This window comes from Sphingomonas sp., assembly GCF_035490575.1.
In the GTDB taxonomy this organism is placed as follows: domain Bacteria; phylum Pseudomonadota; class Alphaproteobacteria; order Sphingomonadales; family Sphingomonadaceae; genus Sphingomonas.
Window position 1 is genome coordinate 22,263 of record NZ_DATJLI010000030.1, and the last position, 13,678, is coordinate 35,940.

9 protein-coding genes and 4 pseudogenes are annotated in these 13,678 nt (G+C 63.0%); 3 read left to right on the forward strand and 10 right to left on the reverse strand.

Annotated elements, in window-relative coordinates:
- Positions 1–95: 95 nt before the first annotated feature.
- Positions 96–914, forward strand: a complete 819-nt coding sequence (locus tag VL973_RS02135; protein WP_325282391.1) for a flagellin N-terminal helical domain-containing protein — start codon at positions 96–98, stop codon at positions 912–914.
- Positions 915–1,068: 154 nt separating this feature from the next.
- On the opposite strand, the gene VL973_RS02140 is transcribed toward VL973_RS02135, so the two are convergent.
- Genes VL973_RS02140 through VL973_RS02155 form a run of 4 tightly spaced genes read right to left on the reverse strand, consistent with a single transcriptional unit; the run spans position 1,069 to position 5,713 of the window.
- Positions 1,069–2,058 (reverse strand): SDR family NAD(P)-dependent oxidoreductase, encoded by a 990-nt coding sequence (locus tag VL973_RS02140; protein WP_325282392.1) that lies wholly within the window; start codon positions 2,056–2,058, stop codon positions 1,069–1,071.
- Position 2,059: 1 nt separating this feature from the next.
- A complete protein-coding gene (locus VL973_RS02145) occupies positions 2,060–3,361 on the reverse strand; it encodes a UDP-glucose dehydrogenase family protein (RefSeq protein WP_325282393.1) in 1,302 nt (433 codons plus the stop codon).
- Positions 3,362–3,406: 45 nt separating this feature from the next.
- Positions 3,407–4,264, reverse strand: coding sequence for a UTP--glucose-1-phosphate uridylyltransferase GalU (gene galU, locus VL973_RS02150; RefSeq protein ID WP_325282394.1), 858 nt, complete (start codon positions 4,262–4,264; stop codon positions 3,407–3,409).
- Positions 4,265–4,324: 60 nt separating this feature from the next.
- A complete protein-coding gene (locus tag VL973_RS02155) occupies positions 4,325–5,713 on the reverse strand; it encodes an exopolysaccharide biosynthesis polyprenyl glycosylphosphotransferase (protein ID WP_325282395.1) in 1,389 nt (462 codons plus the stop codon).
- Positions 5,714–5,891: 178 nt separating this feature from the next.
- On the opposite strand from VL973_RS02155, the pseudogene VL973_RS02160 reads away from it, so the two are divergent.
- Positions 5,892–6,811: pseudogene (locus tag VL973_RS02160) on the forward strand (IS3 family transposase); the annotation flags it as partial.
- 266 nt (positions 6,812–7,077) lie between these two features.
- Here the strand turns inward: VL973_RS02160 and VL973_RS02165 are convergent.
- On the reverse strand, positions 7,078–8,097 hold the full coding sequence (locus tag VL973_RS02165) for an IS110 family RNA-guided transposase (RefSeq protein WP_325282396.1): 1,020 nt from the start codon (positions 8,095–8,097) through the stop codon (positions 7,078–7,080).
- A gap of 120 nt (positions 8,098–8,217) precedes the next feature.
- Here VL973_RS02165 and VL973_RS02170 point away from each other — a divergent pair, with 120 nt between their 5' ends.
- Complete coding sequence (locus VL973_RS02170; protein WP_414712181.1) at positions 8,218–8,388, forward strand: integrase core domain-containing protein; 171 nt, start codon at positions 8,218–8,220, stop codon at positions 8,386–8,388.
- Between the two features lie 118 nt (positions 8,389–8,506).
- Here VL973_RS02170 and VL973_RS02175 read toward each other — a convergent pair whose 3' ends face one another.
- From VL973_RS02175 to VL973_RS02200, 5 genes and pseudogenes are all read right to left on the reverse strand, one after another.
- Positions 8,507–8,974: a hypothetical protein gene (locus tag VL973_RS02175; protein WP_325282397.1), complete on the reverse strand. Its 468-nt coding sequence runs from the start codon at positions 8,972–8,974 to the stop codon at positions 8,507–8,509.
- A 283-nt stretch (positions 8,975–9,257) separates the two neighbouring features.
- Positions 9,258–10,468: pseudogene (locus tag VL973_RS02180) on the reverse strand (IS3 family transposase).
- A gap of 38 nt (positions 10,469–10,506) precedes the next feature.
- Positions 10,507–11,190, reverse strand: a pseudogene (locus VL973_RS02185) (IS3 family transposase); the annotation flags it as partial.
- 168 nt (positions 11,191–11,358) lie between these two features.
- Positions 11,359–12,441: a lamin tail domain-containing protein gene (locus tag VL973_RS02195; RefSeq protein ID WP_325282398.1), complete on the reverse strand. Its 1,083-nt coding sequence runs from the start codon at positions 12,439–12,441 to the stop codon at positions 11,359–11,361.
- A 524-nt stretch (positions 12,442–12,965) separates the two neighbouring features.
- Positions 12,966–13,619: pseudogene (locus VL973_RS02200) on the reverse strand (lamin tail domain-containing protein); the annotation flags it as partial.
- Between the last annotated feature and the right edge of the window lie 59 nt (positions 13,620–13,678).

Here is a 13,678-nt window from a genome sequence, read left to right on the forward strand (position 1 = left end):
CGGGCGATCGCCGGTCGTTCACTGGTTTAGCTGCTCGGGTCCCAGGAATATTTTTGGGGGGATGGCGGGCGGTTCGGGTGAATGGAGATCGAACTATGACCGTGATCGGAACCAATATCGGCTCGCTGCGGGCCGCAAATGCATCGGCGACCGCGAATCAGTCGTTGAACACCGCGATGGAGCGTCTGTCGACCGGCAAGCGCATCAATTCCGCCAAGGACGACGCCGCCGGCCTCGCCATCTCGACGTCGATGACATCGCAGATTCGCGGCATGAACCAGGGCATCCGCAACGCCAATGACGGCATCTCGATGGCGCAGACCGCTGAAGGCGCGCTGGGCGAAGTGACCAACATGCTGCAGCGTGTCCGCGAACTGGCCGTCCAGTCGGCATCGGGCACCTATGACGCCGGGGACCGCACCAACCTGCAGGCCGAAGTTACGGAACTGACCTCGCAAATTACGGACATCTTGGACAACACCGAGTTCAACGGCGTCAAGCTGTTCGATGGCACCGCCGGCACCGCAGGCGTCGTGTCGATCCAGACCGGCGCCAACGCGACGGACGTGGTGGAACTGTCGCTGACCGACCTCGACCTCAGCGCCGCAACCGCCGCTGACGTTTCGACCGCGGCCGGCGCGACGGCGGCCCTGGCGCTGGTCGACACCGCGCTGGGCACCGTTTCGACCAACCGCGCCTCGCTTGGTGCATCGCAGAACCGCCTGCAGTCGGTGGTCAACAACCTGACCAACAACGCGACCAACCTGACCGACGCGCGCAGCCGGATCGAAGACGCCGATTTCTCGGCCGAGACGATGCAACTCGCCAAGTCGCAGATCCTGAGCCAGGCCTCGACCGCGATGCTGGCGCAGGCCAACCAGTCGCAGCAGGGCGTCCTGTCGCTGCTGCAATAAGCACGGCAGATATCGAGTAAGCATATTCGCGTAACCGCCGCCATGGCCCGTTCACCGGGACCGGCGGCGGGCCTGCCCCTTCCGTTACGGACAGCAAGGGTGGCGGGCCACGAAAAAGCCCCGGCCGGGTCACACCGGCCGGGGCTTTTCACGTTCAGCCGCGCGCGTTGATCCGGTAGAAGTCGTGATACCAGTCGGCGAAGCGGGCCAGCCCCTCGGCCAGCATCACCTTTGGTTTGTAGCCGGTCAGCGCATTGAGGCGGGAGATGTCAGCATAGGTTGCGGTCACGTCGCCCGGCTGCATCGGGCGCATCACCTTGACCGCCTCACGCCCGATCGCGTGCTCCAGCGTCTCGATCATTTCCATCAGGCCGACAGAATGGCTGTCGCCGATATTGAGCACCCGGTGGCCGCCCGGCGCGGGCGGGTGGTCGAGCGCGCCGACGATCCCGTCGACGATATCGTCTATATAAGTAAAGTCGCGCGCCATGCGGCCTTCGCCATAAACCTCGATCGGCTCGCCGCGCATGATCTTTTGCGTGAAGCCGAAATAGGCCATGTCGGGGCGACCCCACGGACCATAGACGGTGAAAAAGCGCAGCCCCGTCTGCGGAAAACCATAGAGCCGCGCATAGGACTGGCTCATCAACTCGCACGCGCGCTTGGTCGCGGCATAGAGCGAGACCGGATCGGTCGCCGCCTCATCCTCCGAAAAGCCCGCGCCGCCCATCGGCCGGTCGCCGTAGACCGAGCTGGAGGAGGCATAGACCAGATGCGCGAAACCGGGGGCGTGGCGGCACGCCTCCATCACCGACAAATGCCCGGCAAGGTTCGAGCGCTCATAAGCGAACGGGTTTTCCAGGCTGTAGCGAACCCCCGCCTGTGCGGCGAGGTGGACGACGCGGCGAATGCGATGGTCGCGAACCAGCGCCGCCACCGCATCGGCATCGGCAATGTCGATGCGGTGGAAGTCGAACCCGTCGCGATCCGCGAACGTGGCGAGCCGCGCTTCCTTTAGCGCGACATCATAATAGTCGTTGACGATATCGACGCCGATCACTCGTTCGCCGCGATCCAGCAGGCGATGGGCCGTTGCATGGCCGATAAAGCCCGCCGCGCCCGTGACGAGGACCGGCGCCGTCATGTCAGCGACCGACCGCGTGATAGGTGAAGCCCGCCGCCTCGACCGTCGCGCGCGGATAGATGTTGCGAAGATCGACCAGCACCGGCGCGCTGAGCAGCGACTTGACCCGGTTCAGGTCGAGCGCGCGGAACGCATCCCATTCGGTGACGATGGCCACCGCATCGGCGCCCTCCATCGCCTGATACGGCCCTTCGCAATATTCGACATTGTCGAGCACTTTCCTGGCCTGTTCGGTCCCTTCGGGATCGAAGGCGCGGATGGTGGCGCCGGCGTCCTGCAACGTCTGGATCACCGCGATCGCCGGGCTGTCGCGCATGTCGTCGGTATTGGGCTTGAAGGTCAGGCCAAGGATCGCGACCGTCTTGCCGCGCACGTCGCCGCCCATTGCGGCGATGACCTTGCGACCCATCGCCCGCTTGCGGTTGTCGTTGACCGCGACCACGGCCTCGACAATGCGCTGGGGCGCGTCATGGTCCTGCGCGGTCTTGAGCAGCGCCAGCGTATCCTTGGGGAAACACGACCCGCCATAGCCGGGACCGGCGTGCAGGAACTTCGACCCGATGCGGTTGTCCAGGCCGATGCCGCGCGCCACGTCCTGCACATCGGCGCCGACCTTTTCGCACAGGTCGGCGATTTCGTTGATGAAGGTGATCTTGGTCGCCAGGAACGCATTGCCCGCATATTTGGTCAACTCCGCCCCGCGGCGGCTCATTTCGATGACCAGCGAGCGGTTGAGCGTCAGCGGGCGATAGATCTGGCGCATGACTTCCAGCGCGCGTTCGTCGTCGCCGCCCACGACCACACGGTCGGGCCGCTTGAAATCGTCGATCGCGGCGCCTTCGCGAAGGAACTCGGGGTTCGAGACGACAGCGAAATCGGCTTGCGGATTGGCTTCGCGGATGATCCGCTCGACCTCGTCGCCGGTGCCGACGGGCACGGTCGATTTGTCGACGATGACGGTGAAGCCGGTGATCGCGCCGGCAATCTCTTCGGCGGCGGCATAGACATAGCTGAGATCGGCATGGCCATCGCCGCGTCGCGACGGCGTGCCCACCGCGATGAACACGGCTTCGGCATCCTTGACGCTGTCGGCCAGGTCGGTGCTGAAACGCAGTCGCCCCGCGGCGACATTGCGCGCGACCAGTTCGTCCAGCCCCGGCTCGTAGATCGGCATCCGACCCGCATGGAGCGCGTCGATCTTCGACTGGTCCTTGTCGACGCAGATCACGTCATGTCCGAAATCGGCGAAGCACGCGCCCGACACCAGCCCGACATAGCCCGAGCCTACCATCCTGATCCGCATTGAATGTCCTTTTCCCCGCCACAGGCGGCCTTGAACCGTGAAACGTCAGACGAGCGTGTCGATAAACGCGCGCACCGGACCCTTCAGATCCTCGCGCGCCAGTCCGAGCGCGATGTTGGCGGTCAGCCAGCCCGCCTTGTCGCCGCAATCGTAACGCTGCCCGTCAAAGGTGAAGCCGTGAAAGGGCTGGTTGCCGATCAGCTTGGCCATCGCGTCGGTCAACTGGATCTCGCCGCCCGCGCCCGGTTCCTGATCGTCCAGGATATGCATCACTTCGGGTTGCAGGATATAGCGGCCGGGGATCATCAGGTTCGACGGGGCCTTGCCCTTGGGCTTTTCGACCAGCGCCTTCACCTCGGTCAGGCGGCCATCGACCGCGCCGGGGGAAATGATGCCATATTTGTCGGTTTCGCTGTCGGGCACTTCCAAAGCGCCGATCACATTGCCGCCGACCTTGTCATAGGCCTCGACCATCTGGCGCATGAAGCCGCCGACCATCAGTTCGTCGGGCAGCAGCACCGCAAAGGGTTCGTCGCCGACGATCTCGCGCGCGCACCACACCGCATGGCCCAGGCCCAGCGGCTCCTGTTGCCGCACATAGACGGGCGAGCCGGGCTTCTGGCGGATGCCCTCGATCACCGCCATCGACTTGCCGCGCGCCTTCATCGTCGCTTCGAGTTCGTAGGAGATATCGAAATGATCCTCCAGCGCGCCCTTGCCGCGGCCGGTGACGAAGATGATCTGTTCGATCCCCGCTTCCAGCGCTTCCTCGACGGCATATTGAATGACCGGCTTGTCGACGACGGTCAGCATTTCCTTTGGCAACGCCTTGGTCGCGGGCAGGAAACGCGTGCCCAGACCGGCGACGGGGAATACGGCCTTGCGAACGGGTTTGATGGTCATCAGAGAAACTCCTTGATTCTATAGCGGCCCGCAGGTCTGTCCTGCGGCATCCCCGCCTGATCAATATGCGTTGCGGTGCAGCAGGACCTTGAAGGTCAGCAGCACGATCTTGATATCGCGCCAGATTGACCAATGCTCAAGATATTCGAGATCGGCTTGAAGCCTGTTGCGAAGGTCGTCCTCGAACGGTGTCGCACCGCGATAGCCGCGCACCTGTGCAAGCCCGGTGAGGCCAGGCTTGACCGAATGGCGCTGCCAATAGCGGCCATCGACTTCCCAGAACAATTTTTCAGCAGCACGTGACCCAAGCGCATGAGGGCGTGGACCAACGATGCTCATGTCCCCCTTGAGGACGTTGATCATCTGGGGCAGTTCATCCAGGCTGGTCTTGCGGATCAGGCGGCCTACCCGGGTGATGCGATCATCCTCCCGCGACGCCGATCGGTGACCGGCGCCGTCGCTGCCTTCGACGAACATGCTGCGAAATTTCCAGATGCGGAACATTTCGTTCCTGCACCCGATCCGCACCTGCTTGAATAGGATTGGCCCGGGGCTATCCAGTTTCACCATCAACGCGATCAGTGCCAGCACCGGGAACAGCACCAGTATCGCGGTACCGGACGCCGCAACATCGAACACCCGCTTGATGAAGCGTTCGGCCAGGCCAAGTGGGCCGACCGCGACGATGACCGTCGAGGTATGCTCGTGAATCGAGACGCCCAGCGGTGCGAGCTGGTCCAGTTCAGGGACGAAAATCTCGCTTTGTACATTCGTGCTTTTGAGCGCGCTGGCCCACGCCACCCGTTTTTCCGGTGTACAGGCGATAACGACACGGTCGGCGCTGGCGATGATCCGTGCAAGCCGGTCGTACATGATCGGATCGTGTATGTCTGGATCGAACCGATCCTGGATTGCCACAGTTGCCGAGAATTTGCCGGCCGGCAGTGGCGACACTGTATCATGTAATAGCATGACATTGAACGGATTGCCGCCGATGAAATGCCGCAGGTTGTATACGTATCCGTATCGTGCAACCATAATGAATACGAAGGTTGCGGCCGCACCGAACAGTATCACCCCTCGCGAGAGGTCCTCGCTCGCCTGAAAGGCGAATGCGACCAAGATGACGGTGCACACCGCCAGCAACAACGCCCTCCCCCCCCGCCATGCTGCACGGCGGGGTCGCCGCAGGCAATCGCTGTTATAGGCGCGGGCACCGAAGGCGGTAAAAAAATAGACCGGGACCAATGCGATGATAGTCAGTGCCCATCGGGTTTCCCCGAACATCAAGGTACGTCCATATCCTGCAGCGGAGAACCCCAGCACGAGGCACAGTGCATCAACTAGCAGGAGACCGCCAAACGCGCGATACCGCAGCACCGCAGCAGGGGTCGTCGCCCGCTCTCCCTGCTTCCGCCTGTCTCGACTATGGAACGCGTCCAAGCCCATATTGGTTACTCACCCCGCTTACGGCCCGTATCGGATCGGCAATACCTCTGCCTGATATAGGATAACAAACTTTTTGCAGCGCGGCATAATTAAAAACGACGATATGCCGCCCCTGTTGACGTGCTCCCCCTGAAACTCCGCCAGTCTGAGCTAGAGTCCTTCATGAAGGAGGACGACGATGAAGCGCAGCAGGTTTACCGAGGAGCAGATCATAGCGATCCTGCGGGAGCAGGAGGCTGGATCGAAGACGGCGGACGTGTGCCGCAAGCACGGCGTGAGCAGTGCGACGTTCTACAAGTGGAAGGCGACCTATGGCGGCATGGACGTGTCGCAGGCGCGCAAGCTGAAGGTGCTTGAGGACGAGAACGCGCGACTGAAGCGCCTGTTGGCCGATGCGATGCTGGACAATGCGGTGCTGAAGCAGGCTGCCTCAAAAAACTGGTGAGGCCTGCCGTTCGTCGGAGGGCTGTCGAGGATGTTCGGCAGCTCTTCGGCATCAGCGAGCGTCGGGCCTGTGCCGTCCTTGGCGTGGATCGATCGTCGATGCGCTATGCGCATCGGCGTGGTGATGATGGCGACCTGCGGTCGCGTCTTCGCGAGATCGCGCTGGAACGTCGCCGGTTCGGTTATCGGCGTCTGGGGATCATGCTGGCCCGCGAGGGCATCGTGATGAACCACAAGAAGCTGCTGCGGCTGTATCGCGAGGAGAACCTGCGTGTGCGGCGTCGGCGGGGCCGCAAGCGAGCGATGGGAACGCGGGCATTGATGACGCTGCCGCAAGGGCCAAACCAGCGCTGGAGCCTGGACTTCGTCAGCGACACGCTGGTGTGCAGCCGGCGTATCCGCATCCTCGCCGTTGTCGATGACTTCACGCGGGAGAACCTGGCGCTGGTGGTCGATACGTCGCTATCGGGCGCCCGTGTCGCGCGCGAACTCGACGCGATCATCGCGGTACGTGGCAGGCCGCTGATGATCGTGAGCGACAACGGGACCGAGCTGACCGGCCTGGCAATCCTGCGCTGGGCACAGGACCGGCAGATCGAGTGGCATTACATCGCGCCGGGCAAGCCGCAGCAGAACGGCTACGTCGAGAGCTTTATGTATGGACGGCCCCTGCGTTGCAAGGTTGATCATTTGGGTCAGGCAGCGTTCGGGTCGGGTGCGTTCATGTATGCAGCCTGTCGTCGCGGCCCTTCTTCATGACCGCTGGCCCTGATGGAGTTCGCGGATCGACGCCTCATCAACCGGTCGCGCTATGGCGCGCCTAAAGCTCTGCGGGCTTTGTCGATCCCCGGTCCGCCCGGTCGTGCCATCACGTCACTTTCGCGCTCGCAACCTCGGTAAGCTCAATCGGCTGACAGCGGCTACGCTGTCACAGTCACCGGTGAGCGAAAGCTTTCGCCGCGCGTCATTAACGCCCAAGCGATGCGCGCCATCTTGTTGGCCAGCGCGATGATGACGACCTTGGGCGGGCGGCGTTCCTGCAGGCCTTGGATCCACGCCTCGCCTGTTGCTGCACGCGCTCTCGAGAACCGGATTGCGTTACCGGCACCGACGTACAGCAAGTGGCGGATGTAGCGGTCGCCGCGCTTTGAGATGCGGCCGAGCTTGTCCTTGCCGCCGCTCGAGTGGCTCTTGGGGGTGAGACCCAGCCAAGCGGCAAACTCGCGGCCGGAGCGGAACATCGACGGATCGGGTACGGTGCTTGCGATCGCCTTTGCCGTAATCGGCCCCACGCCCGGGATGGAAGCAAGCCGGCGGCTGACCTGGTCGGTCCGATGCAGAGCCACCAGGCGCTTATCGATCGCATCTAGGCGGCGCCAGACGCTCGCCAGCTCGTCGACAAGGAGGGAAAGCACCTCCTGCGCCAATGACGGAACTGCGGGATTGCGGACCTCAGCGGCGAGCTTCTCGACACGATGGATACCTTGCGGCGCAATGATGCCGAACTCGGCCAGGTGGGCGCGCAAGGCGGTCGCAAGCATGGTCCGCTGACGCACGAGAAGCTCGCGCACACGGTGCAGCATCAGCATCGACTGCTGTTCCGCCGACTTCACCGCGACAAAGCGCATGGTCGGTCGGGTCACCGCCTCTGCGATCGCCTCCGCATCTGCAGCGTCGGTCTTGTTGCGCTTCACATATGGCTTCACGTACGCGGGCGGCATGAGCTTGACCTCGTGTCCGAGCGCGATCAGCTCGCGTGCCCAATGGTGCGCCGTCGCGCAGGCCTCCATCCCGACCAGGCAGGGCGGGAGATCGCGAAAGTAGTCGAGCACCTGCGCCCGGCGAAGGCGCACTTGGGCGACCCGGCGACCCTCTGCATCTGCCGCGTGAACCTGGAAAACCTGCTTGGCGATATCGAGGCCAATAATGCTAATCTGCATACGGACGGCTCCTGCTCTAAGTGGACCAACACCGCGGCCACTATGGCACACCGATGCTGGGTGCAGGGGCCGTCCACCCCATCAATGGTAGCTTGCGCGACGAATGCCTGAACGAGACGCTTGTTCGCGTCCCTCGGCCATGCCAGGTCGGTGCTGCGGGCATGGCGCGACGACTACAACCATGTGCGGCCGCATAGCGGGATAGGCGGGCTGACACCCGCCGATGCAGCCAGGCGCTTTGCACAACCCCATCCGCCAGGGCATCTTGGCAACCCCGGACTCTACTTATGAGTGGAGGAGAAAAGGGGAGCACGTCAGCCAATCCGGCCCGAGTCGCGACAAAAGACAGAAGGTTACCGCTGGTTGTAGAGCCGTGTGCTGCACGTTCGCTAAAGCGGAGCCGGCTGTATTATAACATGGCCAATCCCACGCCGATCGCGCCCCAGCACACCATCGTCGTTCCAAAAAGTATAGACAGGCGAACACGCGGCGTCAGCTTGCTGATTGAAGCTGGCGAGACCCAGGGCGCTACCCGGGAAGGAAACGGCAGGACATTGTGCGAACCGAAGGCAGCCGTCACCGAGCCGGGCGGGAGCGGCAAATCAAAAGCGCAGCCAAAATAGCTCGCTTCACACCACAACACGGTCGCTGGAATGCATCCTACATTGGCGATGCCGACCTCGACTCGCATTCGCGAACTGACGTCGGCATTGCCTTGTAATCTGCACCCCTCGCGGGTCAGATCAAGAATCAACACGTCGATCGGCGGCGGGCAATTGCCGATCCGTAGTACGCCGCGACGCCCTAAGACCATGCGTTCGGTTTCACGGGCTTCGACATAGGCGTTGCCGGGCAATCTATAGGTCCGTGCCGTCATGCGCTTGCGGGCCGTATCGCGGTGGCGAAAGCTCCGGGGTTCCACACTTCAAGGCTGCTTAAATGAAGAGAAGACCTAAAGGCTAACACTTCCGGATTGGAGGACATAACGGTTCCCTGAAAGTCGAGAGAACCGTTATCGGTGCTGCCATTACGGCCAGCTTAAGTGACAAGGTTAGCGGCAATATAATGATTTGGTCAGACCGTACTTACGCCGTGTTTTGTTGTGACGTGATGGGGAGGAATGAACCGCACCGGGTCTGCCGGAGGCATTGGGTCGTGAGTCACGCTGCCATATCGATGTTTCGTGCGGCAGCGTAATATTGATCTTCGGCTTCGGCAGGCGGGATGTTGCCGATGGGCTCCGGCAGGCGACGGTTGTTGAGCCAGTCAACCCATTCGAGTGTCGCGTATTCGACGGCTTCGAAGCTGCGCCACGGCCCACGGCGGTGGATCACCCCGGCCTTGTAAAGGCCATTGATCGTCTCGGCCAAAGCGTTGTCATGCTGTTGCCGACGCTGCCAACCGAGGGCTCGATCCCGGCTTCGGCAAGGCGCTCGGTGTACCTGATGGACTCGTATTGCGACCCGCGGTCGCTATGATGGATGAGGCCGCCCCGGTGGGTCGGCCGGCGATCATGAAGCGCCTGTTCCAAGGCATCGAGGACAAAGCTGGCATGGGCCGTTCTGCGGGCTCGCCAATCGACGATGCGCCTGGGGTAGGTATCAATGACGAACGCGACGTAGACGAACCCTGAGCTGCTGCCGGTCCCATGGACATCAAGTTAGGCTACATGCGCTTGCCGCTCGAAGTCCATGGGGCTGAGATAGCCACCTCTGGGGTGAACTGGCGGTCGAGGATGTTGTCGGCAATCACCGATCGCCGACCATCGTCCTTGGGCAGGCCACGACGTCGCGGACGCGCCCTCAGGCGATGCACACGCATCAGCCGCTCGACGCGATGCAAGCCACATGAAAGGCCTTCGGTCAGAAGATCGTGCCAGACCCGGCGTGCACCGTACGTTCGATAGCTGGACATGAAGCTGGCGCGGACCTCGGCGCCAAACTCCTCATCGCTGCGGGCGCGGGCACTAGGCGCGCGAACGAGCCACGCGTGAAAGCCGCTACGCGAAACACCAGCGCTTCGCAAATCCATGACACCGGCCAGATCCCTCGGTGCTTCGCGATGAACTCGAACCTCATATCGAGTCCCTGGCGAAGTAGGCCGCCGCTTTTTCTAGAATATCGCGTTCCGCCTTCATCCTGGCAAGCTTGCGGCGCAGCCGCTCAATCTCCTGCTACTCGGGCTTCATCACGCCGTGCCCGGGAAACGCTGATCCCAAGTCAGTCGCCTGCTCGCGCACCCACTTGCGCCGCACGTTCTCATGCCGGTCCAGATCGCGGGCGGCCTGCGACACCGATACCCCGCGCTCTCGCACCAGCTTCACCGCCTCGAGCTTGAACTCGCGGCTGAATTTCCGTCGTTGCATCTCCATCCTCCAGCTCTAAAAACACCTTATCTTGGTGTCCACGGAACCGGCAGCAGCTCACACGTCCGCGCACAGACCTGATCGGGCCGCTCGATCGCCAGGTTTCGTAGCAGATAGGGACAGATCCGGTGCTGCGGGTGCGGATCACTCGTGCGCGGCCGCTGGTAGATCGGCGCCAGCCCCATCTTCGCCATCAGCCGGCGCACCCGTCGTCGCCCAACGTCGTGGCCATTGCGGCGTAGGTGCCGGACCATCTGCCGGCTGCCGTCCACGGCATGTCGAGGAACGCAGCGTCGATCACCCGCATCAGCGCAAGCGTCTCTTGGGCCTCCGGCACCAGCTTGCAGTAGTAAGATGATCGGCTGATCAGCAAAAGGCGGCCTTGCGCCGCGATCGACAGGCGCTGATGAGCAGGTTCGATCATAGACCGTCTCCGTGCCACACTCGTCGACCGGGGCTTTGGCTAAAAAATCGCGTTCCACAACCAGTTGGCCGAACTTGGCGTGCAGTTTCTCAATCTCCGCCTAGCTGGAAGCCTTCGAACCCTGATCGCCACCTTCGAACAGGCCAGCCATGCCGTCCATCGCCTGACGCTTCCAGATCCCGATCATCGTATGGTGGATGCCATGCTTCGCTGCCAGCTCCGCCAGCGTCAGGTCGCCCCGGATCGCTTCCATCGCCACCTTGGCGTTGAATTGCGAGCTGTAGCGCTTCCTCGTCGTCTTCATTCCCTTTCATTCCTGCAGGTCGGGATGAGCTTAACAACTATCCGAATCTCCGCGACCACCTCAGTTTGGCCGCGTCGTCACCCGTTACGACAAGCTCGCCGCTAACTTCCTCGGCATGGTCCAGCTTGCCTCAATGCGGCTGTGGCTGCGGGCTTATGAGTCTACGGCCTAGCCGAACATATCCAGCGTCGACACACCGGCCGCAGAGCCGACCAGGCTGTAGACGTAATGATCGATCCCGGTCGCTTCGTCGCGCCAGATGCCGTCGAACTCGACTGCGGTAACCCGCTTGCCCGCCGCATCGGTGATATTCACCTGTCCGCCGCCGGTCAGGTCGAGCACCCGATTGCTGCCAAAGGTGATCACGTCATTGCTGTTGCTGTCGAACAGCGCGATATCGGTGACGAGAATGTCTTCGGACGAGAAATCGACGATGCGGTCGACGGCTTTCTTGATGGCGCGCGCGGTTGATGCACCATTGTCGGCTTGCGCAAAGAAGAAGGCGTCGCTGCCTTCGCCGCCGCGCAGCGTGTCGGACCCGGCACCGCCGACGATCCAGTCATTGCCGCCAAGGCCCGACAGCGTGTCGTTGCCCGCACCGCCCAGCAGGGTATCGTCAAGCACGGTGCCGGTCAGCGTGTTGTTGCCATCGTCGCCGGTGATCAGCGACCGGGCGATATAGCCCGGCGAGCCGGTTTCGGTGTTGCCCTCGCCATTGTCGATGCGGAACGCGCCGTCCTGACCGGCAACCGCCAGGTTCGTCAGCAACACATTGTTCAGGCCATCGGCATTGTCGAAGGTCGCCAGCGCCGGTGCGCCGGTCGCCGCGCCAAAGGCGACATTGGCCATGACGTCGCCGGTGGCGTTGAACAGGTTGATGGCGTCGCCGCCCGTGCTCAGGCCGATACCCGAACCGTCATAGCTGCCAAAGACAATGCCCTGCGGCGCCTGTCCGCCGAACCAGGTGTCGATGAAGGCGGCGCTGCCCTGCGCCAGATCGTCGGTGTTGAGGAAGATGACCGACTGGCCGGCCGCCACGCTGCCGACGCCGTTCAGCGCAACCGACGATGCGAAGCTGTTCGAACTGTCATCGACGCGCCAGCCAGCGACATCGACCGCGGCGTCCGAGAAATTGGTGATCTCGAACCAGTCGAACCCGACCGGGCTGTCGCCGCTGGCCCAAGGCGCGACTTCGGTGATGCGGATCGCCGGGCCGGTGCCTTCATCGACGATGTCGTTGACGCCGAGCACGAAATCGACGCTGGCATCGGGCGTGCCGCCCACCGTCGGATCATCGACGGTGACGCTGACCGCGTAGCTTGCCCGGGTTTCGAAATCGAGGGTCGTGCCGCCTTGAGATACAGGCCGGTCGCGTCGACTTCGAAAAAGGCCGCGTCGCTGCCGGTGACGGCCAGCGCATTGCCGCCCAGGCCATCGTCGGCAACGACGACATCGGCGAGCTTCACCCGTTCGATCGTGCCGCTATTCTCGTCAATCGTGGTGATTGCATTGGCGAGCGTGATCGCGGTCGGTGCGGCATTGTTGTCGTCGACCACGGTCTCGATCGTGCCGGGCGATCCGGTTTCGGTGCCGTCCGCAGTCACCACCTGATAGGCGCCGTTCACGCCGATGGAGCTGAGCTGGCTGACATTGCCGTTCACGCCGGCCGAATTGTCGAAGGTGGCAAGCGACGGCAGCCCGGTGGACGCACCGAACACGACATTTGCGCGCAGCGTGTTGCCCGCGTCGTACAGGTTGACCTGATCGCCGCCCGTGCTCAACCCGATGCCCGAACCGTCATAGGTGCCGATCTGGATACCGGCGGGAAGCGTGCCGCCGAACCAGGTGTCGACAAACGCCTGAACCTCGCCAGCGCCGCCATTGACGAAGATCACGGACTCGCCGGCACCGATGCTGCCGACACCGTTCAGCGCGACGGCGGCGATCGGCGACTGCGATGCGTCGTCGACCTTCCAGCCTGCCAGGTCGATGGCAAGGCCGGTGGTGTTGGTGACTTCGAACCAGTCCGCGCCGACCGGGCTGTCGCCGCTTGCCCATGGTGCCACTTCGGACACGAACAGCCGGCCGACGGTGCCGGGCGATCCGATTTCGGTCACGTCGCCATTGGTTACGGCGGCGGCGCCGTTGGTGCCGGCTTCGCTCAGGGTCGTGATCTCGGCGTTGTTGACCGCGCCCGCGTTGTTGAACGTCGCATAGGGATTGTCGGCGGGCGAGGCGCCGAAGCTGACGCTCGCCTGCAATTCGCCGGTCGAATTGTACAGGTTGACCTGATCGCCGCCGGTGCTGAGGCCGACACCGGAGCCGGTATAGGCGCCGAACTGTACGTCATCGGGCGCGGTGCCGCCGAACCAGTTGGCGATGAACGCCGCCTTGGTCGCTTCCAGATCGGCGGTTTCGAAGAAGATCACGGACTCGCCTGCACCGATCGAGGTGATGCCGGTCAGCGCGCGCGAATTGCTGAACTGCG